23 protein-coding genes and 1 pseudogene are annotated in these 26,670 nt (G+C 49.8%); 23 read left to right on the top strand and 1 reads right to left on the bottom strand.

Features of this window, described 5'->3' with window-relative positions; translation table 11 throughout:
- Positions 1 to 59: 59 nt before the first annotated feature.
- The 16 genes from cymR (at position 60) to ACTHRH_RS01585 (ending at position 16,516) form a co-directional block, all read left to right on the top strand.
- Positions 60 to 479, top strand: coding sequence for a cysteine metabolism transcriptional regulator CymR (gene cymR / locus ACTHRH_RS01660; RefSeq protein ID WP_144936077.1), 420 nt, complete (start codon positions 60 to 62; stop codon positions 477 to 479).
- Positions 480 to 666: 187 nt separating this feature from the next.
- Positions 667 to 1,818, top strand: a complete 1,152-nt coding sequence (locus tag ACTHRH_RS01655) for a cysteine desulfurase family protein (protein ID WP_144936080.1) — start codon at positions 667 to 669, stop codon at positions 1,816 to 1,818.
- A gap of 208 nt (positions 1,819 to 2,026) precedes the next feature.
- Positions 2,027 to 2,542 (top strand): PRC-barrel domain-containing protein, encoded by a 516-nt coding sequence (locus ACTHRH_RS01650; RefSeq protein ID WP_379290079.1) that lies wholly within the window; start codon positions 2,027 to 2,029, stop codon positions 2,540 to 2,542.
- A gap of 10 nt (positions 2,543 to 2,552) precedes the next feature.
- Positions 2,553 to 2,753, top strand: a complete 201-nt coding sequence (locus ACTHRH_RS01645) for a hypothetical protein (RefSeq protein ID WP_144936112.1) — start codon at positions 2,553 to 2,555, stop codon at positions 2,751 to 2,753.
- Between the two features lie 194 nt (positions 2,754 to 2,947).
- Positions 2,948 to 4,021, top strand: coding sequence for an AI-2E family transporter (locus ACTHRH_RS01640; RefSeq protein WP_186328325.1), 1,074 nt, complete (start codon positions 2,948 to 2,950; stop codon positions 4,019 to 4,021).
- Between the two features lie 766 nt (positions 4,022 to 4,787).
- Positions 4,788 to 7,412 (top strand): alanine--tRNA ligase, encoded by a 2,625-nt coding sequence (gene alaS, locus ACTHRH_RS01635; RefSeq protein ID WP_440413756.1) that lies wholly within the window; start codon positions 4,788 to 4,790, stop codon positions 7,410 to 7,412.
- 255 nt (positions 7,413 to 7,667) lie between these two features.
- On the top strand, positions 7,668 to 7,934 hold the full coding sequence (locus tag ACTHRH_RS01630) for an IreB family regulatory phosphoprotein (protein ID WP_144936089.1): 267 nt from the start codon (positions 7,668 to 7,670) through the stop codon (positions 7,932 to 7,934).
- A gap of 53 nt (positions 7,935 to 7,987) precedes the next feature.
- Positions 7,988 to 8,404, top strand: coding sequence for a Holliday junction resolvase RuvX (ruvX, locus tag ACTHRH_RS01625; protein WP_144936092.1), 417 nt, complete (start codon positions 7,988 to 7,990; stop codon positions 8,402 to 8,404).
- 9 nt (positions 8,405 to 8,413) lie between these two features.
- The gene (locus tag ACTHRH_RS01620; protein ID WP_379290073.1) at positions 8,414 to 8,749 is read left to right on the top strand and encodes a DUF1292 domain-containing protein; all 336 of its coding nucleotides are present in this window, start codon (positions 8,414 to 8,416) and stop codon (positions 8,747 to 8,749) included.
- Positions 8,749 to 9,051: a DUF1292 domain-containing protein gene (locus ACTHRH_RS01615; protein ID WP_379290071.1), complete on the top strand. Its 303-nt coding sequence runs from the start codon at positions 8,749 to 8,751 to the stop codon at positions 9,049 to 9,051. The genes ACTHRH_RS01620 and ACTHRH_RS01615 overlap by 1 nt, the downstream gene beginning before the upstream one ends.
- 305 nt (positions 9,052 to 9,356) lie before the next feature.
- Positions 9,357 to 10,385 (top strand): endolytic transglycosylase MltG, encoded by a 1,029-nt coding sequence (mltG, locus tag ACTHRH_RS01610; protein WP_144933870.1) that lies wholly within the window; start codon positions 9,357 to 9,359, stop codon positions 10,383 to 10,385.
- Positions 10,386 to 10,450: 65 nt separating this feature from the next.
- The gene (locus ACTHRH_RS01605) at positions 10,451 to 11,380 is read left to right on the top strand and encodes a peptidase U32 family protein (protein ID WP_144933872.1); all 930 of its coding nucleotides are present in this window, start codon (positions 10,451 to 10,453) and stop codon (positions 11,378 to 11,380) included.
- A gap of 9 nt (positions 11,381 to 11,389) precedes the next feature.
- A complete protein-coding gene (locus ACTHRH_RS01600) occupies positions 11,390 to 12,646 on the top strand; it encodes a peptidase U32 family protein (RefSeq protein WP_144933874.1) in 1,257 nt (418 codons plus the stop codon).
- Between the two features lie 73 nt (positions 12,647 to 12,719).
- Positions 12,720 to 14,834 carry a methyl-accepting chemotaxis protein gene (locus ACTHRH_RS01595; RefSeq protein WP_440413847.1) on the top strand — a complete coding sequence of 705 codons (2,115 nt, stop codon included), beginning with the start codon at positions 12,720 to 12,722 and terminating at the stop codon, positions 14,832 to 14,834.
- A gap of 222 nt (positions 14,835 to 15,056) precedes the next feature.
- The gene (locus ACTHRH_RS01590) at positions 15,057 to 15,863 is read left to right on the top strand and encodes a sensor histidine kinase (protein ID WP_191964284.1); all 807 of its coding nucleotides are present in this window, start codon (positions 15,057 to 15,059) and stop codon (positions 15,861 to 15,863) included.
- Entirely contained in the window at positions 15,860 to 16,516 is a 657-nt protein-coding gene (locus tag ACTHRH_RS01585; RefSeq protein ID WP_144933878.1) for a response regulator, read from the top strand. Before ACTHRH_RS01590 ends, ACTHRH_RS01585 begins: the two co-directional genes overlap by 4 nt.
- Positions 16,517 to 16,565: 49 nt before the next feature.
- Here the strand turns inward: ACTHRH_RS01585 and glpX are convergent, their stop codons facing one another.
- Entirely contained in the window at positions 16,566 to 17,546 is a 981-nt protein-coding gene (gene glpX, locus ACTHRH_RS01580) for a class II fructose-bisphosphatase (protein WP_440413751.1), read from the bottom strand.
- Positions 17,547 to 17,839: 293 nt separating this feature from the next.
- On the opposite strand from glpX, the gene ACTHRH_RS01575 reads away from it, so the two are divergent.
- From ACTHRH_RS01575 to ACTHRH_RS01545, 7 genes and pseudogenes are all read left to right on the top strand, one after another.
- Positions 17,840 to 18,496: a helix-turn-helix transcriptional regulator gene (locus ACTHRH_RS01575; RefSeq protein WP_144933882.1), complete on the top strand. Its 657-nt coding sequence runs from the start codon at positions 17,840 to 17,842 to the stop codon at positions 18,494 to 18,496.
- Positions 18,497 to 18,553: 57 nt separating this feature from the next.
- Positions 18,554 to 19,359, top strand: a pseudogene (locus tag ACTHRH_RS01570) (pyruvate, water dikinase regulatory protein).
- A gap of 706 nt (positions 19,360 to 20,065) precedes the next feature.
- The gene (locus ACTHRH_RS01565; protein ID WP_144933886.1) at positions 20,066 to 20,941 is read left to right on the top strand and encodes a helix-turn-helix transcriptional regulator; all 876 of its coding nucleotides are present in this window, start codon (positions 20,066 to 20,068) and stop codon (positions 20,939 to 20,941) included.
- Positions 20,942 to 21,047: 106 nt separating this feature from the next.
- Positions 21,048 to 22,325: an extracellular solute-binding protein gene (locus ACTHRH_RS01560; RefSeq protein WP_440413748.1), complete on the top strand. Its 1,278-nt coding sequence runs from the start codon at positions 21,048 to 21,050 to the stop codon at positions 22,323 to 22,325.
- 79 nt (positions 22,326 to 22,404) lie between these two features.
- Entirely contained in the window at positions 22,405 to 23,322 is a 918-nt protein-coding gene (locus tag ACTHRH_RS01555; protein ID WP_440413746.1) for a carbohydrate ABC transporter permease, read from the top strand.
- Complete coding sequence (locus tag ACTHRH_RS01550) at positions 23,322 to 24,140, top strand: carbohydrate ABC transporter permease (protein WP_144933892.1); 819 nt, start codon at positions 23,322 to 23,324, stop codon at positions 24,138 to 24,140. Before ACTHRH_RS01555 ends, ACTHRH_RS01550 begins: the two co-directional genes overlap by 1 nt.
- Before the next feature lie 9 nt (positions 24,141 to 24,149).
- Entirely contained in the window at positions 24,150 to 26,651 is a 2,502-nt protein-coding gene (locus ACTHRH_RS01545) for a hypothetical protein (protein ID WP_379290063.1), read from the top strand.
- The last annotated feature ends 19 nt before the right edge of the window (positions 26,652 to 26,670 follow it).

Here is a 26,670-nt window from a genome sequence, read left to right as displayed (position 1 = left end):
TGATAACAATAATTCGCCTTGAATTACAAGTCGCAATACGATACAAATGAGGTGCTGATTTGAAGATCTCGACTAAAGGACGCTACGGGCTGACTATTATGATGGAATTGGCCAATCGTTACGGTGAAGGCCCCACTTCCTTAAAAAGCATTGCAGAGAAGCATCAATTATCGGAGCATTATTTGGAACAACTGATAGCTCCCCTGCGCAACGCCGGTCTGGTTAAGAGCGTGCGCGGAGCTTACGGCGGTTATATCTTATCCAAGCCTGCCGAGGAGATTACTTCGGGAGACATTATTCGTGTTCTTGAAGGCCCGATCAGTCCCGTTGATTTCACCGAGGAAGACGATCCGGCCAAGCGAGACCTATGGATTCGCATCCGTGACAGTATTGCGGAGGTATTGGATTCCACTACCTTGGCATCCCTGATAACTTTTAAAGACGAGGGCAGGAGCGACAGCTATATGTTCTACATTTAGTGCCTTGCCGTCGACTGCCGATGTTTGGCCCGGCGGTCCATGAGATTTGCCCGAATCCGGTGTTATAACATACTCCTTGGCCTCTTCATCCAACATTTGGATAGCTGCTCCCCGGCTCCGAGCCTGGCAGCGCCCCGTATTCCACATGACTCGCAGAGAGAACACATCCCATGTTTAGGAGAAGACGATGAAACGTATTTATCTCGATCATGCAGCCACGACCCCCTTGCATCCCGAAGTGCTGGAAGCTATGATGCCATATTTGACGGATATATTCGGGAATGCCTCCAGTGTCCACTCCTTCGGGCGTGAAGCCCATTGGGCCTTGAACGATGCGAGAGAAAGGATCGCTTCGATGCTAGGCTGTGAAGCCAACCAATGGATATGGACGAGCGGAGGGACAGAGAGCGATAATTTGGCTGTCCTCGGCACTGTAGCAGCCGCGAAGGGCAAGCGTCATATCATCTCGAGCGAGATAGAGCATCATGCCGTACTTCATGCCTGCCGGCATTTGGAACAGCATGGCTGCGAAGTGACCTACCTTCCGGTTGATGCAACGGGAAGAGTGCGCGTGGAGGACGTTGAACGTTCGATAAGACCCGACACCGCATTGATCAGTGTCATGTACGGAAATAACGAGGTGGGTACGCTGCAGCCGATCCGCGAGATTGGCGAAATAGCCCGGCAGCATGGAATAGTGTTCCATACCGATGCCGTCCAGGCGCTCGGACTGGAAAAGCTTAATCTTTCGGAGCTTCCCGTAGATTTGGTCAGCTTCTCCGCACACAAAATCGAAGGCCCCAAAGGCATCGGAGGATTATACTGTTCTCCCCGAGTGCGGCTCGCTCCCCAATCCTATGGAGGGCTGCAGGAACGTAAACGCCGCGCGGGAACCGAAAATGTTGCGGGAGCTGTCGGCTTCGCCGCAGCGGCAGTCAGAGCCGTCTCGGCCCTGGAGCAGAAGCAGGCGCAGATGACGGCATTCCGCCGAACAATGATCGAAGGCTTGACCAGAGAACTTGGTTCCGATGGCTTTATTGTTAATGGCCATCCGAACTTGACACTGCCTCATATTCTCAATGTCAGTTTCCCGGGAGTTTCGACCGAAACCCTTCTAATGAACCTCGATTTGGAAGGGATCGCTGCGGCCAGCGGTTCCGCCTGCAATTCGGGAGCTCTGGAGATCTCCCATGTCCTGCAAGCGATGAAGCTTCCCTCTCCGGTTACCCAATCGGCAGTTCGTTTCAGCTTCGGGCCCGGCAACACAATCGAAGACATCGAACGGGCCGCCTCCATAACTGCAACCATCGTTAACAGAATCCGTAATAATAACAGTTAGCCTTGAACCTGACATACGTCCCAAGGTCGGCCTTCAGCCGTTTAGAGTGATGATTGAAGCACCGCCTTGGGGCAGCTCTATACCCGGGTTTGTCCTCTTTTTGCACGGTCAGAATAAGCATGGCCCAATTGACAAACAATTTTGTAAGGACATGCAGCCTTATTATTGAATTTGGCAATTTGATCGGTCGAAAGGAGAGACAAGTCTTTTGCGCAGAGCTAAAGATATGCTGGGTCTGCCCGTTATTGATGTGCGGACCGGAAAACAGCTTGGATCCGTTAAGGATTTATGGATCGATTCCGAATGGCAGGTGCAGGCGATCCTGCTCGATAACAAGTCCTGGTTCTCGAGCCCAAGGTTCATCTTATGGGAAGATATCAACTCTTTCGGGGAAGACGCCGTTACCGTGACTGATGAAGCTGTGATCCGCTCGGAGGAGGACATCACCGGAGCATGGGTTCTGCTCACGGGATCGGGGCAAATTATGGGCTTGCCTCTTCTGACGGTTAACGGGCAGCAATTGGGACGGGTGGAGGATGTTTATTTTTCTCAAAATATGGATAAAAGAATAATAGGATTTGAATTATCGGAAGGCTTCCTGGCCGATGTCAAGGACGGCCGCAAATGGCTGCCCGCTCCTGAGCAAGCAACGATGGGACAAGATGTTATCATGGTCCCTGTAAGCTGTAAAGATTCGTTGGAAGATATTTTATACGAGGAATAGGGTGAAAGAGATGCTGCGATGTCCTAATTGCAACTCCAAGGATATAGGGAAAATCGGTTCGCACCAGTTCTATTGCTGGGGCTGCTTCATTGAGCTGACGGTGAATGGAGACAAGATGTCCGTATATCAGGTGGAAGAAGACGGTACACTTAGTTCTTTGGATGATTTGTTTTTTGAAGAGCCTGCTCCGCAAGAAATTCATGCTAATTAATTTTGTTTGCTGAGCCGTATCATGCATCCGGTTTTTTACGAAACGGAACCGAGGTTTCTGTTTCCTGAAAAGCCGGATGCTTTTGCATGGCAGGGTTTAAGCTCTCTACCCGGGTTAAATTGCCTGACTGCTACATATACTATTGTAGGAGCTAGTCCGTTTTTGGAGAAACGGATGAAACGGGGTGAGAACGGGTGGAGCCTTTTTACAAAAATAAATGGTTCGGATTTTTTTTGTTCGTGCTTGCCGGATTGTTGATTCTGTATATGCTTATATTGGTCCGGCCTATTATTGTTTGGGGATATAGACTGATTAGCACTATTTTGGCCCCTTTTATTATTGCCTTGATTATTTCTTATGTTCTGAACCCGATCGTCACGCTGCTTAATCAGAGGAAGGTTCCGCGGACGGTAGCGGTTCTGTTGATTTATGCGGTGTTCATCACTTCGCTCAGCGTCATTATGCTTAATTTGATTCCGGTCTTTGTGACCCAATTGGCGGAGTTAAACGAGCATATTCCACAGATGACGATGCAGGCGGAAAGTCTGATGATCACTTTAAACGATCACCCGCTGTTGCCCGACAGTATCCGCGAAGGAATTTATAATTCGATAGAGCGATGGGAGAAGGGGATTTCAACCGCTATTTCGGATTACATAGACCGGATCGGCAGCACGATAAATACGCTGTTTATAGCTTTTATCGTTCCGTTCATCGCATTCTATATATTGAAGGACTTTAAATTAATCGAAAGAGGAGTCATCACCATCGTTCCCAAATCATACCGGAAGCCAACGGTCAAGCTGCTACGTGATATTGACCAAGCATTGGGCAATTATATTCGCGGGCAGTTTATTGTTTGTGTAATTGTAGGGCTGCTGGCCTATATCGGCTACTGGCTGATCGATATGCCCTATCCTTTGCTTATGGCCAGTCTGGTCAGTATATTCAATATTATTCCTTATCTGGGGCCGTTCTTCGGAGCTGCCCCGGCCATCATTATGGCGGCTACCGTTTCCTGGAAAATGGTGTTGTATGTCATTATCGTAAACACTCTCGTTCAAATTTTGGAGGGAAATGTAGTCTCACCCCAAGTGGTTGGGCGGACCCTGCATATGCATCCGCTAACGATTATTTTTGCACTGCTGGTAGGGGGAGAGCTGGCGGGAATTATCGGGCTCATTCTGGCCGTGCCGTTCTTCGCGGTCATGAAGGTGATCGTTCAGCATATTTTCATTTATTATGTTCACCGCAAGCCTACCGGTTAGGATCTATGCCAATAAGAACCGGCAGGGAATGGACGCATACGGATCGAAGAGACCGGGCCATGACAAATGTTGACATGGGCACGGAATAACCGCTATAATTTGGGGCATAAGTAATAGTTAAATAGCGGATAAAGCGAGGATGAATTCCAAGAAGTCATAGCCCTCCCTCAGAGAAGAGGTTCCTGTCGAAGGACAGGCTGCGAGAACCTCCGGGATGAAGAATGACGGATGCTGTTTTCGGAGTGTGGATAAACACCACCGGGGAGACCCGTTACATCTCACTAGAGGAGATTGCATGGGGACGATCATGTCCGCAAGGCAATAACCAGGGTGGTACCGCGATTAGAATCGTCCCTGAATGAAGGGGCGTTTTTTGTTTTACCGCATTAGAAAGTATAAGTGTATTGAATCATGAAGTTGGTAAAGACGATTAACTGTAATTTATGCAGGTAATTTCAAGCGAATGGTGGAAAGCGATTAAAGTAAATGGAAAAACTGCATTTAGAATCGAGGTTTTTGGCCGAAAACGCCTTTTTTGCACAAACTAGCTGTAGTTTTTCCACTTAGTTTCCGTCTTTTGCTCCAGAGGAGCAATCTAGCTGTATAAAATCCAGTTAAACATCCAAGTCGGAAAAGCGTCGCCAGTTCGTCAAGCGGCATCATCAGAAGCGGTGGAAAATTTGATTTTCCCATTGTTCGCCCTAACCGGAACGGACCCCAACGGAGTTTTTTAATATTGATATATTGATAATGGAGGAAGGTATGGATGAAAGCTAGTGAAATTCGTCAAAAATGGCTTGATTTTTTTGCGGAGAAAGGACATAAAATCGAACCGAGCTCCCCGCTCGTTCCCCATAACGATCCATCCTTGCTGTGGATTAACGCCGGGATGGCCCCGCTCAAGCCTTATTTCGACGGCCGTGTGAAGCCGGAGAATCCGCGGATAGCGAATGCGCAGAAATGTATCCGCACGAACGATATCGAAAATGTGGGCAAGACCCGCAGACACCATACGTTTTTTGAGATGCTGGGGAACTTCTCGATAGGCGATTATTTTAAGGTAGAAGCGATAACGTGGGCATGGGAGTTTCTGACCGATCCCAAGTGGATAGGCTTTGACCCGGAACGTCTATCCGTAACCGTATATCCGGAGGACCAGGAAGCTTTCGATCTGTGGAAGAATAAAATCGGCTTGCCGGAAGAACGGATTTACAAGGTAGAGGACAATTTCTGGGATATAGGAGAAGGCCCTTGCGGTCCATGTACCGAGATTTTCTACGACCGCGGCGATGCTTACGGCGATCTCAGCGACCCGGAATGCTGGCCCGGCGGAGAGAATGAGCGCTTCCTGGAAGTATGGAACCTTGTATTCTCCCAGTTCAATCACAATAAGGACGGCAGCTACACTCCTCTGCCGAATAAAAATATCGATACCGGCGCCGGATTGGAGCGGTTCGCTTCCATCCTGCAAAATGTCGATTCCAATTTTGACACCGACCTGTTCGTGCCGATCATCGAGCAAATCAGCGAGATTGCCGGCGTCCGTTATAAGGATAACGAGGAACAGGATGTTGCACTGAAGGTGATAGCGGATCACATTCGGACGGTCGTGTTCGCTGTCGGGGATGGTGTCCTGCCTTCCAACGAGGGCCGGGGTTATGTTATCCGCAGGCTGCTGCGCCGCGCAGTCCGTTATGGTAAAGTACTGAGAATCAATCAGCCTTTCCTCTACCGTCTTGTGCCCGTTGTCGGGAAGGTCATGGGCGTGTATTACAACGAAGTGACGGACAAGGCCGAGTTCATAGACAAAGTCATTCGTACGGAGGAAGAGCGGTTCCACGAAACGTTATCCGACGGTCTGGCGATTCTTGCCGGTCTGGCCGACAAGGCCAAGCAGGACGGATCGGGCCGGATTGGCGGTGCGGATGCGTTCAAGCTGTACGATACTTACGGCTTCCCGCTCGATTTGACCGAGGACTTCGCTCAGGAGCACGGATTGGATGTCGACCGCGAAGGATTCGAGCAGGCGATGGAGGCTCAGCGGGAGCGGGCACGGGCTGCCCGTCAGGACAACGACAGCATGAAGGTTCAAGGCGGTCCACTGGCCGATTTCACGGATAAAAGCGAGTTTGTTGGTTATAATGAGTTGGTAACAACTGCTAAAGTGATTGCGATCGTAAGAGAAGGGCAAATGGCGGAAGAGGCAAACGAAGGCGATATCTGTCAGGTCGTTCTGGACCGGACGCCATTCTATGCCGAGTCAGGGGGACAGATTAGCGACACGGGAATGCTGACGGGAGCACAGGCGAAGGCCAAGGTCGAGGACGTAAGCAAAGCCCCGCATGGACAGCATGTTATGACGGTCAAGGTGGAGCAAGGAACTCTGCGCGCCGGGGATACGGTAGAAGCTGTCGTAGACCGGATCAAGCGCGATGATATCATTAAGAATCACACAGCGACCCACCTGCTGCACCAAGCTTTGAAGGATGTGCTCGGCGAGCATGTCAATCAGGCCGGCTCCCTGGTCGCTCCGGAACGTCTGCGCTTCGACTTCTCCCATTTTGGCGGAATCAGCCCTGAGGAACTGCAGGACATCGAGGTTCGGGTTAACCGGCAAATATGGAACCGGACCGGCCTGGACATCTCCCTCATGCCGATCGCGGAAGCTAAAGCGATGGGGGCTATGGCTCTATTCGGAGAGAAGTATGGCGACATTGTGCGGGTCGTCCGGATCGGGGATTACAGCATTGAGCTGTGCGGAGGCTGCCACGTAGGGAGCACGGCGGAAATCGGGTTGTTCAAGATTGTGAGCGAAAGCGGAATAGGGTCCGGTGTACGCCGGGTAGAGGCGGTAACCGGCCGTTATGCTTATGAATATTTGGAGCAGCAGCTTGATCTTCTTAGACAATCCGCAGCGATGCTGAAGTCGGGGATTAGCGATGTCCCCCGCAGGATCGACTCCATGCTCGGCCAGGTTCGTGAGCTGAATAAGGAGATAGAGTCCCTGCGCGGCAAGCTGAGCCACCTTGAGGCGGGCAGTTTGACGGATCGGCTGCAGGAGGTCGATGGTGTGCCTGTATTGGCCTCTAGAGTGGATGCAGGGGATATGGATTCTCTACGGACAATCGTTGATGAATTGAAGACGAAACTGGAATCCGGTATTATCGTGCTGGGCGCGGCTGTAGACGGCAAGGTGAATCTTGTCGCAGCCGTAACTCCTGATCTGGTGGGGAAAGGCTACCACGCCGGCAAGATTGTCAAGGAAGCGGCGGCGATCTGCGGCGGAGGCGGAGGCGGCCGTCCCGACATGGCTCAGGCGGGAGGGAAAGATCCGTCCAAGCTGGAGGAAGCCATAAGACAAGTTCCCGAGCTAATCAAGCGTATGGCTTAATGGGCAATTTAGCCCATAAGGGCATCACGATAGGGGATTCTGAGAAAATTTGTCTGTTAAAAGAGGAATTATCGACACAGGCAGAGAATATATCAGTTAGATGAAAGGTTGTCGGCCATTGCAGACCTCCGGCGCAGGACGATCGGTCCTGCGTTAGAGGTGCGCAGGCGGGTTAGGCGCTGGCATCGGACTAATAAGGAATAGGGTATGAAGCAGGTTTTGCCTAAGGGGCAGAACTCTCAAGGAGGTGCGGTCATGAATTCCATGGATAAAACAATGAAGTTTAATGTCAAAGCCGACGGGATTGAGACATCGCCGGAAGAGGTTATGATTGCCGTATACGACGCTCTGCAGGAAAAAGGCTACAACCCGATCAACCAGATCGTGGGATACTTGCTGTCCGGAGATCCGGCTTATATCCCTAGACATAATAACGCCAGGAGCCTGATCCGCAAACGGGAACGAGATGAATTGATTGAGGAATTGGTTCGATATTATTTGCAGGGAAAGAAGCGCAAATAATAAAATATCGAAGGAAATGTCTTTTTTCGATTAGCAAGACGGGAGACTAGTTGATGAAATGGATGGGTTTGGACTACGGAGACAGGACCATCGGCGTTGCTTTGAGCGATGAGTTAGGCTGGACGGCCCAAGGCCTGGAGGTTATCCGCCGCACGAACAAAGCCGCCGATTTGGCAAGGCTGGGAGAAATTATCCGCGAGCATGGTGTGGAGGAAATTGTCGTCGGCCTGCCGAAAAATATGAACAACACAATCGGTCCTCGCGGGGAGCTGAGTATGGAATTTGCGCAATTATTGCAAACTAAATTTGGACTCCCCGTTCACCTTTGGGATGAACGATTGACGACCGTGTCTGCTGAAAGAGCATTGCTGGAGGCAGACGTCAGTCGTAAAAAAAGGAGGCAAGTCATCGACAAGATGGCCGCCTCCCTAATATTGCAAGGCTATTTGGATTCTAATAAGAGAAGGTGAGGTTGTACAATGGCGAACGATGAGATGCATTTGGACGAACCGGAAATCATCTACATTCCAGATGAAGAAGGAAACGAGGAAGAATTTGAGGTCATCATGAAATTTGAAGTCGACGGCTCGGACAAAAAGTATATGATGGTCGTTCCCGTGGAAGCCGATGACGATGAGACCGATGAGGTGTATGCTTTCCGTTATGAGGAAGACGGTGACGATTTGAAGCTGTATACGATCGACGATGAAGAAGAGTGGAACATCGTTGAAGAGACCTTCAATACACTCATGGATGAGATGGAAGACGACGATGAAGACGATGATGATGGCGATAAAGAGGCCAATGATCGGTAATGCCAATCTACCAATTGAAAGACGCTAAGCCCATTGATGTATTGAAGACAACCTTCGGTGATGAAGTGGTGTTGGAGGATGAGGAATCCTCGCGTACTTACGTGCTTCTCGCTGAATTTTCTCTCGGGCCGAATGAATATGCTGTCCTGGCGCCGGCCGAACCGCAGAAGGATGAGGCGGAATCGGTGTTTCGTATTACCCGTAATGCTGCAGGAGCCCCTGAATTGGAAACGATTCTGGATGATGAAGAATGGGAAACCGTATCCGAAATCTATGATGAAATGACTGCAGACTTCGACTAGCGGGCGGGTAGAACATTTTTTTAGAATATGCTAGGATAAAAAGGGCGGCGGAAGCCGCTCTTTTTCTGATTTATAAGTTCCGGGGCTCCCCGCAAAGTACTCGGAATACGCTTCGAAGGCATACGTCACTTTGTGGGGTTATTTAATGATGCATTTATGGGGGATCTGCAAACGATTTATGGTCCTCTGAACAAAATGCTATGGATTTTATTTTGACGGATTATGGGAGGGTTTTAGTGAACGATCAATTAAAGAACGATAGAAATCATGGTGCCGCTCTCGGCAAAAAAAGGCGTTGGCCTGCAGTGCTTCTTATTTTCTTCTTGCTGCTGGCCGTCCTGGTTACTTTGATTGCCCTATATATTGTCAATGGCATGAAGCCGACAGCCTCCAACGGCGAAACCGCGCGCGTTACTATCCAGCCGGGATCGGGCTCCAAGCAAATTGCCGAAATGCTGGAGCAGGAGGGAATCATACGGAATCAGTGGGTATTTATAGGTTATTTGAGATATAAGAAGGAAGGGCTGCGGTTCCAGGCCGGAGAATATGAAATGAGTCCCGGGATGACCTTCGATCAGATTATCGCGAAGTTAAATTCGGGGGATATCGTTAAGGAAGAGATGATGCGTTTTACCATTCCGGAGGGCTTCACCATTCGACAAATCGCGGAGCGATTGAGTGAGCAAGGTTTTGTTGATGCGGAGGAATTTATTCAAATCGCGCAGGATCCGTCCGCAGTCCAATCCCCTTGGCTCGATTCGCTTCCCGAAGATCCAAATGTGAAGTATCGGCTGGAAGGATATTTGTTCCCCGAAACCTATGAGCTTAAGCTGGACAGCACCCCCAAGGATATTATTGTACGTATGGTAGACGAATGGAACCGGAAGCTGGCTAAGCTGCCTCCTGATTGGCAGAACGTCATGAAGGAACGCGGATTATCCTTCCATCAATTGCTTACTCTCGCGTCGCTAATCGAACGGGAGGTAGCCGTGGAGGACGAGCGTCCTTTGGTGGCCGGAGTCATTTATAATCGGATTCAGCAAGGGATGAAGCTGCAAATCGACGCTACGGTCCAGTACGCGCTGGACAAGCCTAAAGAAAGGCTGTACTACAAGGATTTAGAGGTGGACAGTCCCTATAATACCTATGAGAATGCAGGATTGCCGCCTGGGCCGATCGCCAGCCCCAGCTTGTCTTCTATTGAAGCTGCGCTGTATCCGCAGGAAACGAAGTACTTGTACTATGTGACTAAAAAGGATGGCTCCCAGCGCCATCTGTTCGCCGAAACCTATTCCGAGCATTTGAAGAATAAGGAAGAGAGCGAGAAGCAGTAATTCTTGAACAATAAGTTGAAGCCAGGAAGATGGCTAATTCGTTGGAACGGCAGGAGGGAAAGACAATGACCAAACCGGAGCTGCTGGTTACGGCAGGAACACTGGAGGAAATGGAGAGATTGATCGATGCAGGGGCCGACGCGGTGCAGCTTGGCGAGCAGAGATACGGAATGCGGCTGCCGGGAGACTTCGATCTTCCGATGCTGGAGCAAGCTGTCCGATTGGCCCATTCCAAGCAAGCCAAGGTCTATGTGGTGGCCAACAACATAATGAACAATGACGTATTGCCGGAATTGCCGGCCTACGTTAAGGAAGTCGCCCGGATCGGAGCGGACGCTCTAGTATTCGGAGATCCGGCCGTCTTGATGGCTCTGAAGCAGGCCGGTGTCGAAATGCCCCTGCACTGGAATCCGGAAATGACGGCGACCAACTATGTGACGGCCAACTATTGGGCGGGCAAAGGGGCTACCCGTGTCATTCTTGCCCGGGAGTTGAATCTGGAGGAAGTTTTGGCGGTCAAGCAAAATGTGAAGATGGAGGTTCAGGTTCAGGTTCACGGGATGACGAACATTTTCCATTCGAAGCGGGAAATGGTCTCCAATTACCGGAAGCATCAGGGGCTGGCTCCAAATCCGTCTGACCACGGCAAGGATCAGGGATTATTCCTTATCGAGGTGGAACGGCAGGAGGAGAAATACCCCGTGTATGAGGATTGCAACGGTACCCACATTATGAGCTCCGATGACATCTGTATGCTGGAGGATTTACACGAGCTTCTGGCTGCCGGCATCGATAGCTTCAAGATAGAAGGCTTGCTCAAGCCTCTGGAATATAACGTAACGGCCGTTAGAGCCTACCGGCAGGCGATTGATGCTTATGCGGCTGATCCGTCCGCTTATGAATTTAATCCGGAGTGGCTGGAAGCGATAGAGAAGATTCAGCCGGCCGGCAGGGAGCTTTCTTTCGGATTTTTCTACAAAGAACAGGTTTATTGAGGTGATATGATGTCAGTGCAATTGGAAACGTCTGAAGGACAAAAGCGGACGCTTGCCCGACCGGAGCTGCTGGCGCCGGCAGGCAATTTGGAGAAGCTGAAATTTGCGGTTCATTACGGTGCGGATGCGGTTTATATAGGCGGACAGAAATACGGGCTTCGTTCGAATGCGGACAATTTTACATTCGAGGAAATGCGGGAAGGCGTCCAGTTTGCCTCCCGCTACGGGGCCAAAGTGTTCGTGGCTACGAATATTTATGCCCATAATGAGGACTTGGAGGGACTGGAGGATTATTTGCGGACTCTCCAAGACATAGGTATTGCCGCCATTATTGTCGCTGATCCGGCAATTATCGAAACTTGCCGCCGGGTGGCGCCGAAGCTGGAAATTCATCTGAGCACACAGCAGTCGACCATGAACTGGCAGGCGGTACAATTTTGGAAGGACAACGGGGTCGACCGGGTTGTTCTGGCGCGGGAAGTCAGCATGGCCGAAATTAAAGAAATCAAAAAACAGGTGGACATCGAAATTGAAACCTTCATCCACGGGGCCATGTGCAGCTCTTATTCCGGCCGCTGTGTGCTGTCCAACCATTTTACCGACCGGGATTCGAACCGCGGGGGCTGCTGCCAATCCTGCCGCTGGAAATACGATTTGTTTGTAGGCAGCGAGGACTCCCCTTTATTTGAACCGGAGGATGACAAATTTACAATGGGGTCCAAGGATCTGTGCATGCTTGAATATATTCCCGAGATGATCGAGTCCGGGGTGGAGAGCTTCAAGATCGAAGGAAGAATGAAGAGCATCCATTACGTAGCTACCGTTGTGAACGTTTATCGCCAGGCGATAGACAGCTATCTGGCGGATCCCGAGCGGTATGAGCTTAAGCAGGAATGGCTGGATGAAATTCACAAGGCCGCGAACCGGCCGTTGAATACGGGATTTTTCTTCGATGCCCCGGATCATGAGGATCATATTTTCGGGCCTGAAGAGAAGCTGATTCCATATGAATTCGCCGGCATGGTTATGGAATATGATGAGAGCACCGGTATGGCCGTAATCCAGCAAAGGAATCATTTCAAGCCGGGGCAGGAGGTTGAATTCTTCGGCCCGAACGGCACGGCTTTCAAGCAAATCATCGGCGAGATTTGGGACGAGGAAGGTCAACCGCTGACTGCGGCCCGGCATCCTTTGCAGATTGTAAAGCTTAAAGTGGACAGCCCGGTTCAACCTTTGGATATGATGCGGAAAAAAATGGACGGTTAATTTTTAAAAAAGACTAAAAAAAATGGGTCGAAATGCCGAGAAAATAGTCATCAAGACTTAAATAGGATGGTGGCTGTCTTTGAAACTTTCGAAAAACCCATTTAAGAAGCTGTTTTCACGCAACCAAAGACCTATTTCTCAAGATGGTCGCTCTTTTTCCTGGAAAAATATAAAGCTGAAAAGCCCGGGCAAATCCGTAGGAATGAAGCTGTTTCTCATTTTCTTCTTCAGCATTCTGGTGCCGGTAGTGTCACTAGGTATATTTTCCTATAACTTGTCCAAAGACATTATCGAGAACAAAGTGTCCCAGGCAAGCGAGCAGACCGTTGAGCAGGCGACGGATAAGCTGGATCTGATCTTTCAGAATATTATGGATGTGACGACCCAGCTTTTTGCCGACAGTGAATTTTTGAGAAATTTGCAGATGATCAACGTTCAATCCACTGAAGACTACACCACTTATGATTTAATCAACAAGATTCAGCAGCGCTTGAATACGCTTATCAATTCCAACAACATGATGTACGGAATTTATTTGATTCCGACGGGAGAAGGCCGGATGCTGGGCAGCGGGTCCCTCAGCACAATTAACAGGGCCGAAATCGTAAATGAAGAATGGTTTAAGGAAACGATCGAAGGCGGCGGAGTTCCCGTATGGCTGCCCACCAAGAGATACGGATATGTAGGCGGGGATACCGTCTTCGGCATATCGAGGCTGCTCTCCAAAGAATACGTCATTCTCGCTGAAATCCGTGTCAACGTACTGAACTCCGGCATAGCGAACATTGCAACTGCCGGAGGGGAAGCGGTTATCGTGGATAACCAGAACCGGTTGGTCAGCGTCGAGGATATTGATCAAATCGGAGAGGTATTCGAGATTGATACGACGGACAACAACTCGGCATATGCAAGCTCCGTGTCCAAGAAAGAGGTTTATAACGGGGAAGAGCATTTAATCGTCTATAAGAAGATGAATGCTACCGGCTGGGCTGTTGTTACCAACTCCCCGTTGGCCGGGCTGGTCAAAGACACGAACCAAATATCGAACATTACTCTAATTATGGTCATCGTTTCGGTAGTGGTTGCTGTCCTGATCGGAATGTATGTCGTTCGGATGATCGGCAAACCTCTGTCTCATCTGCGGGATCTCATGAGTCAAGGGGCACAAGGGAACTTGACTGTGAGAATCAAGCATTCCGGTAAAGACGAGATCGGCGAGGTTTCGACAAGCTTCAACCAAATGATGGAGCAGATTACTCGTCTTGTTCAACAGACGAACCAGTCTGCCGCCGATGTATTGGATACGGCCCGCGTCCTTCTCCATTCCTCGAAGCAGACAGCGACCTCCGCAAGAGAGATCGCTATCGCAACGGAGGAAATTGCTAACGGTGCTTCGAGCCTGGCCATGGAAGCGGAGAAGGGGAACGGTCTTACTCAGGAGATCGGCATTCAGATGAAGCAAGTGGTGGCCGCCAATGTCGAGATGGGATCTGCTGCGGCTGAGGTTCATCAGGCAAGCGAGCAGGGAACGGCTTACATGGGTGAACTGACCAACAAGACGAACCTTACGGAGAAGATGACCCGCTCCATGGTCGAGAAGGTGGACAAGCTTAAGGAAAGCACCAGCTCCATTCGAAAAATATTGGATGTGCTTCAGAACTTGACGAGACAGACCAACATTCTCTCGTTGAACGCTACGATTGAAGCGGCACGGGCCGGCGCGGCAGGCAAAGGATTCATGGTTGTCGCCGACGAAATCCGCAAGCTGGCGGATCAGTCCAAGCAGTCTATTGAAGTCGTAGGAGAGATTACGGAGAAAATCCAAGGCGAAATAGATGAAACGGTGTCTGTTCTGTCCGAGGCTTATCCGGTGTTCCAGGAGCAGATAGAATCGGTTAAAGATGCGGAGCTGATCTTCCAGAAGGTGCAGGAGCAGATGGGAGCATTCGTGGAGCAATTATCCGCAGTAACCGACTCCATCCAGACGCTGGAGGAATCACAGGTTGTTCTGCATGAAGCTATGACGAATGTCAGCGCCGTTTCCGAAGAATCCTCCGCTACTTCTGAAGAAGTGGCATCTCTAAGCAATGAACAGCTTAATGTCAGCGATGAGCTGGTCAAGCTCTCTGAAAAGCTTGAAGAGCTGTCTAACTCGTTGAAAGATTCGCTGTCTAAGTTTACAATATAAAAGTAGGAAGAACTTCCTGTTCCTTATCCAAGGAGCAGGTTTTTTTCTACGGGCATATCCGCTGACCGGGAGCGGAAGCATTGGTTCAAATATATAGAAAGGTATAAGTTTCGCCTTATTACCTGTTCTTATATTTCATCGGTTAACGCGCCTGTCCAAAGGTCGGCGACAGCCGTTTCCTTGGGGCAGTCAAAGAACATCAAAGGAAGTGTGGATCACAAAGTGAAGTATCCCGTTTATAAATGGTTTACCATTCTGCTGCCGACTCTGATTATCGGAGGATTCGAATTTATCCGCCACGAATTCCTGCTGGATGTTCTTACGATGGAAGCCGGTAACGTTTATATTACCGTCATGACTCTGATTCTGTTCTATCTGTTCGCGACCTGGATGTTCCGGCATATTGAAATGACGAACAAGAGACTGGCGGAAGAACAGGCGAAACGGGCCGTCTACGAAGAAAGAGAACGGCTGGCTACGGAGCTGCACGATAATATCGCGCAAACGTTATTTTTTCTCAACGTAAAGCTGCAGAAGGGCCAGCTTGAGGAAGCGCGGTCCATGATTTCCGGGATTAATAATGATTTGCGTCAGGCGATCTTTAATCTGCGGTCTTTGCCGGAAGAAGGGGTTATCTTCGAAGATCGGGTAGAGAAATGGCTCGATGAATGGAGTATGGTGACCGGGGTGGAGGTTCGCTTGAAAATGGAGCTAAACGGCCATCGGTTTACTTCCGCTGAAGAGGTTTTGTTATTTGGAATAATCCAGGAAGCGTTTACGAATATCCGCAAGCATGCGCGGGCCAGCCTCGCTGAAGCGCAGTTGGTCGTACAAAAAGAAGGCTGGGTGCTTAAAATTGCGGATGATGGAATCGGCATTATGCCGAATAATGATCAGGATAGAAGATATGGACTCTCGATGATCAAGCAGCGCGCGGAACAATTAGGAGCCGTTCTTCATATCGGCAACGGAGCGAAAGCAGGGACGGAGCTAACCGTAGCCTGCAAGAAAGGAGGCCACCTGCAGTGAATAAATATCGGGTGCTCATAGCGGATGATCATCCGTTAGCGAGGCAGGCGGTAAGAACTTTGCTGGAGGATGATCCGGCATTCGACATCGTAGGTGAGGCAACCAACGGAATCGAGGCCGTGGAAGCTTGCGAACGGCTCCGGCCGAACGTGGTGCTTATGGACATCCATATGCCGGAGATGAACGGTCTAGAGGCGACTCGGAGAATTAAGGCGCAGGATCCTGCCATTAAAATTGTTATCCTGAGCGTATCCGACGCCGCCGCAGACTTGTTCACGGCCATACAGTTCGGGGCCCAGGGATATTTATTGAAAAATATGGACCCGGGGGATTGGGCCGATTATTTGCATGCTTTGCTGGAGGAGGATACCGAAACCGCCCGCCGAATGGCTGATAGATTATATTATCAATTTAAGGCAGTGAAACCGTCTCAAGGCCCTCCGCCGAGCCTGTTAACCCCAAGGGAGAAGGAAATTCTCGCTTACATTGCCGAAGGCGACACGAACAAGCAAATCGCCGACAAACTGGTGATTGCCGAGAACACGGTTAAGAATCATGTGAAGAATGTGCTGGAGAAGCTCAGTCTGGACAACCGCGTTCAGTTGGCCGCCTACGCCGTCAGCCACCGGATTTCCCGTTCGGGTGATGAATAAGTTGACCTCCGTAAGCTGACGGCAGCGAGGCGGTCATTGACCGGCCTCCTTATTCCTCCTGTTCCACTGCATGGATAAACGGTTTATTCGGTAAATAGTGCAGCGTCTTGATAAATCGGATGGTTCTCGTCTTTACCCTCATAACAATGGAATGCGTCTCTGCGCGCTGTCCGGGCAAATAGGATACCCCGCCCAGAAATTCGCCGGGAGTAATCCCCGTGGCAGCGAAGATAACGTCTTCCTCGCCAATCATATCCTTCATGGCCAGGATTTGGACGGGATCCTTCAGCCCCATTTGAATACAGCGCTCATATTCCTGCTCTCCGGAAGGCTTCAGCCTTCCCTGCAGCTCTCCCCCCAGGCAGCTTAACGCAGCGGCGGCAAGCACTCCTTCAGGGGCGCCGCCCGATCCGAGATACAGATCGATACCGGATTCCGGGAAGGCGGGAGCCATCGCTCCGGCAACATCGCCGTCGCTCAGGCATTTAATTCTTACTCCTACCTGGCGTAGCGTGTTCATAATTTCCTGATGGCGGGGTCGGTCAAGAATCATTACGGTCAAATCGGACAGCGGCTTGTTCAGTGTTGAGGAAGCGGTGCGCAGAGTGGCTTCGATAGGGTCATCGAGACTTACCTTACCGGCAAGCGCAGGCCCTACCGCAAGCTTGTCCATGTACATATCGGGAGCATGCAGCAGATTGCCCTTCCCTGCAACAGCAATGACGGCAAGCGCATTGTTCAGGCCTTTCGCCACCAGCTCCGTTCCTTCTAACGGATCGACGGCGACGTCCACCTCCGGTCCTTGAAGATTACCGACACGTTCTCCAATATAAAGCATTGGCGCCTCATCCATTTCCCCTTCGCCGATGACGACCGTCCCCCGTATGGAAACCGAGTCGAGCATCGTTCTCATCGCTTCGGTGGCTGCGGCGTCTGCGTTTATTTTATCTCCACGTCCCATCCAGCGGGCAGATGCCAGCGCGGCCAGTTCCGTTACCCTCACGATTTCCAATGCCAATTCTCTCTCCATCGTTCTCTCTCCCTTGTTGTCAATTATGTAATACATCATAAATAATTTTATGATATATCATATATATGTGCAATTATTTTATTTTGCTTTATTAAATTACGAATTAGGATGGCTTTTATACGGTCCATTGGTTTCGTATGGCTGAAGGAAATAGGTGAATTACCAATAATGACAAGGGAGAAAAAATAATTGACCGGAGTTTACTTTGTTCACGACAAACGATATATTTAGTTTATTGGCAGCAATATGACGTTATAATAGGGATTGTTAAAGGAAATCATTCGCAGGGAAACCTGCTTAGATGTCAGGAGGGAGCCGTCATCGAATTATCTACCCGACAGTTGGAGATCGTGGAGCTGGTCCGGCGGCATGCACCGATTACAGGCGAGCAGATCGCCGAGGCGCTTGGTTTGAGCAGACCGACCATCCGCTCTGATCTGTCGCTGCTCGTCATGCTTGGATATTTGGATGCCAAGCCTAAGGTCGGTTATTTTCTCGGGACATTCGCCGCGGAAACGTCGCGAACTTATGCCCGCACTCTGGGATTGAAAGTAAGAGATGTTCAGGCGGTGGCGGTCGTTGTGCAGCATACCAGTACGGTTCAGGATGCGGTGGTCACTCTGTTTACAGAGGACGTAGGCGGGCTTGCCGTACTGGATGACAACGGCCGGCTGGCCGGGGTTGTTTCCAGGAAAGATCTGCTCAAGGTGACTCTCGGCAATGCGGCCGCCGCTTCTATGCCCATCAGCCTTGTTATGACAAGGGAACCGAATATCGTCACCGTTACTCCGGAAGATACGGTGCTGGATGCGGCCCGCAAGCTGATTTCTCATGAGGTGGACATGCTGCCGGTCGTGTCCGAGGAAGAGCATCCGGATGGTAAGGAAGTGGTGGGCCGGATTACGAAAACGACCATAACTAAAGTATTCATGGGGATGGCGGGAGAGTAGAACCATTCAATTACGGACAATGGTACGGACCAGGTCCGCGGCAGGGAGGAAATATCATTGAACGAGAGTAAAAGCTACACAGTCTATATTTGCTCCGATTCCGTCGGCGAGACGGCCGAAGCGGTTGCGAGGGCCACGATTCGGCAGTTTGACTCGCAATCTGTACGACTTCGCAGGTTCGGCCATATTCAGACTGAGGATGAGATTAGGGCGGTAATGGAGGAAGCGGCGAGCACAGGCGGTTTCGTGGTCTACACGCTGGTACAGCCGGAATTAAGAGAGATGCTGCGGGCCGAGGCGATTCGTCTCGGAATAAGAGCCGTTGACATTATGGGGCCTATGATGCAGGCGTATATCGATACGTTCAACGGTTCGCCCAAGCGCAAGCCCGGTTTGCTGCATGAAATGAACGACGATTATTTCCGTTACATTGAAGCGATCGAATTTTCCGTACGATGTGACGATGGCAAGGACACGCATTCATTAACGCATGCGGATGTGGTGCTGATCGGAGTGTCCCGGACTTCCAAAACTCCGCTCAGCATCTTCCTGGCATACAAGGGCTACAAAACGGCGAATATTCCGCTCGTCCCGGAAATCAAGCCGCCGAGGGAGCTCTATCATGTCAACCGGAAGAAAATCATCGGATTGACTATGGAGCCGGGGCATCTGCTGAAAATCCGCACGGAAAGGCTGCAAGCCGTCGGGCTTCCCTTTGGAGCGCCAAGTATGCCTCTATGGAAAGAATCTGGGATGAACTGGAGCACGCGGCCCGCGTGATGGAACAACTGGGCTGTCCCGTTATCGATGTGACGGCCAAAGCCATTGAAGAGACAGCCGGTTTGATAATGAAGCGCTTTTGAGGTTTTAATGGAATGGAAGGGGAGGCCCGGGTCTTGTTGACCTTAGAGGCAGCCCTTTTTTTTCATAAACTGAGGCTTCGGGGATTCCATCGCTTCTCCGGGATACGGAAAGAATTGCCCAGTTTGCTTTGCGCTTCTGACTGTTATCCCCTTTGCTCAGAAATGTCCCCGTAACCCGGGTTCCATCCGACTGACTTCATCCATCTGTATTGTTTCAAACAGTGAATAAGCTCGGCGCTTCTTCTTGAATACACCTGACTGAAGGGGATAGTGCCCGGAAGGGAGCTGCGAGAGGGATTACGGCCCACAACGTGAAAGATCCTGAACGAAAGGGATAATGGTCGGTATCTATTTTTTCAGGGAAATTATCTCTTAGGGATAACAAGATAGGTTTTATGTCATCAAGATAAGGGACTAAACTGATATTGTGTTGACGGAAGCAAAATTTGGTTAAAAAAATCTGGGTACTTTTACCTTGAAAAGGCGTACTTTGTGAAAAGTTGAACGTTTTCATAGAAAAAATAGGAATAAAGTGGTGCTTTTGTAGTCTTTTTAGCCAGAGAGAGGGAAAGCAAGATATGTTAACAGTTCAACAAGAAATGAAAATTATTTGCTTTTAACGTATGTTAAGATTTGATTGTCGAAAGCGTTCACAAATAAATGGGCGGGCTTCCGGTTAACCTATGTTGTGAAGGAGGGACGGATCTTGAAAAGCTACACCCACTTACCTACCAACCGGGCGCTTTCCAAAGACAAAATTTATATCCGCAACCGCGAATCGGGCATTCAAACGTCCTGGCCGCTGCACTCTCATGAAGGCTATGAAATCTATTATTTTATTGAGGGAGTGGCCAGCTATATTATTGGGGACAATATTTTTCAACTGCTGCCGGGAGATATGCTGATTTTTGAAGGGCAGACTCTCCATCGCGTCAATCCGGATACTGAAGTGCCGTATGTTCGCAGCTACATCAACTTTTTGCCGTCCTATCTCGAATCGTTGGTGCCTGCGGACCTTCTTGATAAATTGTTAACCCCTTTCAATAATGTCAACGGCAAGTTGATTCGCTGGGGGGCGGAAGAGAAGGAAGAGATTGAGTCTATTTTTACCCAAATCGTTTGGGAAAGGGAGAAGGAGAAGACCGGGCATCGGTTCATGGTCCAGGCCTATCTGGCCCAATTGCTGACGCATATTTACCGCAAATCCAGAGAGATGGACCCGGCCCTCGTCGTTCCTAATGCTACGCAGAAGGAAATGTACGTGCATCGGATCCTCCGTTTCATCAACGATCATTATCAGGAAAATCTGTCGCTGGATCAGATTGCCGGCTCCCTGCACCTGAACAAATATTATATGTGCCACTGCTTCAAGGAAGTGACCGGTTATACGATCAATGTCTATCTCTCCAAGAGAAGACTGGATGAAGCCAAGAAAATGCTGAGGACGACCGATCTGCCTATCGGACAAATATCCGACCAGATCGGATTCAACAGCCCGATCCATTTCAGCAGGCTGTTCAAGCAGCATTTGGGCGTCAGTCCTCAAGCGTACCGGAATATGAATACGAATCCCGATTATTAAATTATTATCCCGTTAATGCCGATTCATTACGGTGTAAGCCACAGCCGTTCTTTGGTCGGAATGGCTGGTCTTAAATAATTATTATTTTAAAAAGGGAGTTGTCATGATGAGAAAAACATGGAAACAAGCTGCAGTCCTTCTTATGTCTGTCATTCTCGCGTTTTTTCTTGCGGCATGCGGCGGCGGGTCTAAAGAAGATTCTACCGAAGGCGGCAAGAAAGTTTCCCTTGATTTCGTTTGGTTTACGGACGGAGTAGAGGGAGAGGTCATGAAAGGGCTGATTAAAGAGTACGAGGCGCAGAACGAAAACGTTAAAATCAATTTGATCGAAGTAGCCTATAAAGATTTGGGTACCAAGCTGAAAACGATGATTTCCGGCGGTAAACCACCCGCATTAAGCCGTGTATCGGATACCGGAATGTTTGCCAACCAGGCTCTGGATTTAACGGAATATCTCGGAACAGCGGATGAGTTTTCTTCCCAGTTTATCGATTCCATCAAGCCGTATTACATTGTCGATAACAAAGTCATCGCTGCACCGATGGATGTGACGGCGAACGGAATGATCTATAACAAGACGCTGTTTGACAAAGCGGGTGTTCAGGTGCCGTCTTCCCCGGATGATGTATGGACCTGGGATGAATTCGCAGAAGCTCTTAAGCAAGTTCAGGAAAAAGGCGGAGCGAAATACGGAATGGTCGTTGACGTAACTCCGCATCGCTGGTCCACCATGCTGTATCAATTTGGCGGCAGCGTGTTCAATGAAGACGGTACTAAGACGCTTATTAATGATGAGAATGCCGTCAAAACTTTGGAATACTTTAAAAAGCTTCACGCGGACGGAATCATGCCGGATTCGGTATGGATCGGCGGCGAAAATCCGAACAACCTGTTCCGCACAGGCCAGGTAGGGGTTCATCTGGCTGGAAATTGGATGCTGAGCAACTATAAGGATATTAATAATTTCGAATGGGGCGTCACCTATATGCCCAAACAAGAAATACGATCTTCGGTTCCCGGCGGTAAATACTTGATGGCATTCCAAAATTCCGGAGTGGAGAAAGAAGCGGCAGAATTCATCAAGTTTCTGACCTCCAAGGATATCAACAGCAAGTACAATCAGGAATCTCTGTTCATCAGCCCGCGCAAAGACAGTGCGAAGCTGGATTATGAATTCGGCAAGGAATTCTTCGAGAACTTCTCCGAAGAATTGGCGGCTACCACTCCCAAAGCGGCTAATGACTGGTCCAGACAAGATGTCATCACGAAGTTTACGGACGATTTGAAAACCAACATTATCGAGTCGTTAACCGGCAAGCTTACTCCTCAGGAGGCGTTGGACAAAGTAGCCGAGAAAGCTGCGAAAGCTATCGAAGGGAAGTAAGCGGTATAAGGAAAACATAGAGTGGCTGCACTGGAGGCAGCCTCTCCTGTTTTATCCCATTAGGAAAGGAGCTTGAGCTATGGCGGATAGCATCACCGGCGGCTCCAATGAATACAGAGCGCCTAAAAACCCAAAGTGGAAAAAAACGATCGCTCCCTATTTGTTTGTCCTGCCGAACTTAGTGATATTTACAGTGTTCATCGTCGTTCCTGCCTTATTCGGGCTTATTTATTCGTTTACCGATTACGACGGGATTAACAAGATGAACTTCATCGGACTGGAAAACTACATTTATATTTTCCAGGATTCCGAATTTTGGTCGGCTCTTCGCCGGACTGCGGTCTATGCCGTTTTTGTCGTGCCTTTGCTGTTTGCGGCCGCACTAGGAATCGCCATTCTGCTTATTCAGCAGGTGAAGGGAAAGGGAATTTTCCGTGCGATTATTTATTGGCCGACGATGACTTCCTTCATTATTGTCGGTCTCACCTGGAAATGGATTCTCGGCGGCAGTTTCGGGATTGCGAACTATGTCCTCGAATCGATGGGAATGTCGCCTATCGGCTGGCTGACCGATCCTTTCTATGCGAATGCATCGGTTATCGTGGCCACGCTGTGGTCCAGAGTAGGATTTTTCATGGTTATCTTCATTGCGGGTCTTCAAAGCATTCCGCAGGATTACTATGAAGCGGCCAAGATGGACGGAGCGGGCAAAATTCGTTCCTTCCTCAGCATTACTATGCCGCTGCTGAAGCCGACGAGCCTGCTTGTTCTGATGCTTTCCCTGATTGATGCGTTCAAGGCTTATCCGCTTATGTTCGCGCTTACCGGCGGCGGACCGGGATGCGAAACGACTTATGTCGTTCAGCATATCTACCAAACCGGATTTACGGCCCAGGAGCTTGGCTTGGCCAGTGCCATGTCGGTCGTGCTGTTTATCATTATCGCTATTTTCACAGTGTTTCAGTTTAAACTCGGGAAAGGAGGGGCGATCGACTGATGAAAGGGGCAAACAAAGCGTTCGTTTACACTGCGCTCATCATCATTTCCCTGCTGTTTCTGTTTCCTGTCCTGTGGGTGGTGCTGTCTTCATTTAAGAACAATAACGACTTATACGCCTGGCCGCCTCAAATCTTTCCCAGCGTGTTTACTCTGGAGAACTACAAGGCAGCCTTCGATAAAGGAAATTTCGGCGTTTATTTCATGAACTCGGCTTTTGTCACCGTCGTTTCCACCGTTTTGCTGCTGCTGGTTAACTCCATGGCCGGATTCGCGCTGGCCAAGTATAGATTTAAAGGGGATACGCTGATTCTGGTCGGTTTTATCTCTACGCTGATGATTCCGCTCGAGGTCATCATGATTCCGATCTTCTCGGTCATCAGTAAGCTGGGATTGTACAATTCCTTATGGGGAATTATTATTCCTCCGGCGGCTACGCCTACAGGGGTGTTCCTCATCCGTCAGTATCTGCTGTCCGTGCCTAATGATCTGCTTGAGGCGGCAAGGATGGACGGAGCCTCGGAGTGGAAAATTTACCGGAGCATTATCCTACCTATTGCCAAACCGATTCTCGCTGTGTTGACGATCTTCTCCTTCATGTGGAGATGGGATGATTTCTTATGGCCGTTAATCGTTATCAGCGATCCGAAGAAATACACTATCCAGCTGGCGCTGTCCAACTTTATCGGTGAATATAACGTAGACTGGAGCAGCCTGCTGGCGATGTCTGTCATTACAATGATTCCGGTGCTGATCGTTTTCCTTATTTTCCAGAAGCAATTAGTGCAGGGAATCGTCACTACAGGAATGAAAGGTTGATTAAAGGTTATGGAGAATGAAGCCCGCTATAAGCCTCTTCGCCTTAAGCATCAAAGCATCAATCGATGGCGGATCGGCCAGACAATAGAGCAAAGAGTTCGTTTTGAACCGATGACGATGGATGGAGATATTAATGCTTGGCTGCTGGAGGGGTTTGCGATCCATGAAAATCCCTGCAGGAAAGAATTCGTAACCAAGCGGAGAGAAAATACTCCCGAACCGCCCGGCAGAATGGAAGGGGGCGCGGGTACCGGCGGCGGTGCAGATTCGGAGCCATCGGAGCTGTACTTCCCTTGGGGCAATCCCAGGGTGGAAAGATCCGGTTTCTGGATGGTGCCTACTCATCTGTCCACGTACGCCGTGACGCAGATTCACTCTCCACGCGCCCATAAATCGAAGCTGAAGCTGATTACTTGTGGTTCTATCACTTTGTGGATAAACGGCAAGCTGGTGGACGATTTCACTCCGTTTACCCGAAATCATGAGGCGGAGAAAGAAATCGAAGTCGAGTGGATGGAAGGAATCCATACAGTGGCGGTTTGTTTCGAAGATTTGGCCGAAAGAGACACGCAGTATTACTTCCGGCTCGATTACATGGGGACAGAGGACATAGATATCGTTCTTCCTCTCGGCGGCGATGTGAAGGAGGAAGAGGTACGGCAGCTGGAGAACGCTTTGTCTGAAGCTTATTTCTCGAGAGATACGGTTTTCTCGGGTCCGGTTGTGCTGAATATCCGAAACCCGCTTAATCGGGAAATTCCGTTCCGGCTCCGGTTCGGCAGCGACATCTTCGGGGATCTGCAGAGCAAGGATGCGGTTCTGCCGGCCCGGGCGGAAGCGATGGAATTGGGCCAGGCGGAAGATTTCGGGATGGGCTATAAATATATCGAGCTGTCTGCCCGCATCGGCTCTCTGTCCATTAAGAAACGGTTAGGGGTGCAAATTTATCCGGAGTCCGCTCTGGAATTTATGACGGAAGGCGATATTCGCGCACGTAAGGATGCCGCTCTGAAGACCATTGCCCAATATGGCGAACCGAATATTCATACGGCGCTGGCCTTGCTCAAGACAGACGGGTCGGTGGAAGCGGCGGAAGCGATGATTCGTGTAGGAATGGAAGGCATTAATTCCCGTGCAGACTGCAGTGACTTCTTCCTGGTTTCGTTATTCCGTATTTGGCAGGATTACAGGGACAGCGGCTTGTTCTCCGAAGCATTCTGGGAAGAGATGCGGGAATGCATTCTGAATTTCCGCTACTGGATGGATGAGCCCGGGGATGATGTGATGTGGTTCTTCAGCGAGAACCATGCCCTGTTATTCCATACTTGTGAACTTCTGGCAGGACAATTATTTCCTGAGGGGCATTTTACGAACAGCGGGGAAACGGGGGCACAGCATCAGGCAAAAGCGGAAAGCAGGCTTAAGGAATGGTTCGAGCGGTTTATGGCTGAAGGGTTGGCGGAATGGAATTCGAGCGCCTATTTTCCTATCGACGCGGTGGGCTTCATCCAATTGCATGATTTGGCACAGTCTTCGGAAATTCGCCGGATGGCGAAGGAGGCTCTGGACCTGCTCTATTATTACATGACACTCAATTCGCATCGCGGGGTGCTGGCTTCTACTTATGGCAGAAGCTACGAGAAGGAATTGAAGGGTCACTATATTGTAGGAACCTCATCCATGTGCTGGATCGGTTATGGAATCGGGTATTTGAACAATTACTCATTCAGCAACGTTTCCCTGTGTCTGTCCGAATATGCTCCCCCGGAGGCCTACCGGAAATATTTAACCCTGGGTAAGGACGAGCGCTTTATCTTCCGCTTTGAACAGGGGATCGGAGGATACGCCAAGCTGTATAACTATAAAACCGGTCGATACAGCTTGTCCTCCATAGCCGATTTTAAACCGGGTCAGCCAGGCTATCAGGAGCACGTCATGCACTTGACCTTCGGACCTGAAGCTAATCTGTGGGTGAATCATCCCGGAGAATTGGCCGTTCACGGATCAGGCCGGCCGAGCAATTGGGCAGGCAACGGCTATTTGCCGAAGGCGGGACAGTATAAGGGACTGGGCATTCTTCTGTATCAAATTAATCCGAAGCATGACGTTCACTTCACTCATGCTTATTTTCCGACCGGTATTTTCGATGAATATGCGGAAAGAAACGGATGGTATTTTGCTAGAAGTGGAGACAGCTATGCGGCCATCTATGCGGCTAATGGCCTGAGGCTTCAGCAGCATGGTCCGGACCGGGGCAAGGAGCTGCTCTCCGACGGCTTGAATAATGCCTGGATTATCCGGGTGTCCGATCAGGACGAGAGCGGCAGCTTCGAGCAGTTTATTGAGCGTATCGCCGGCATCGCGATAACTGCGGAGGGCGGACAGCATCTGGCGCTTAACGACCCCGACTATGGAAAAGTCGAACTGCAATGGGATCGTCCGATTATAGTCAATGGCGAGGAACAGCTTATCGAAGGGTTTGGAATACAAGGAAAGCTGGAGTATTTGTGATCGGTTAGGGGAGGGAGAG

Origin of the sequence: Paenibacillus sp. SAFN-117 (assembly GCF_051966115.1) — a bacterium.
Lineage (GTDB): Bacteria > Bacillota > Bacilli > Paenibacillales > NBRC-103111 > Paenibacillus_L > Paenibacillus_L residui.
The sequence above is the reverse complement of the archived record's forward strand: the minus strand, read 5'-3'. Positions and strand labels throughout refer to the sequence as shown.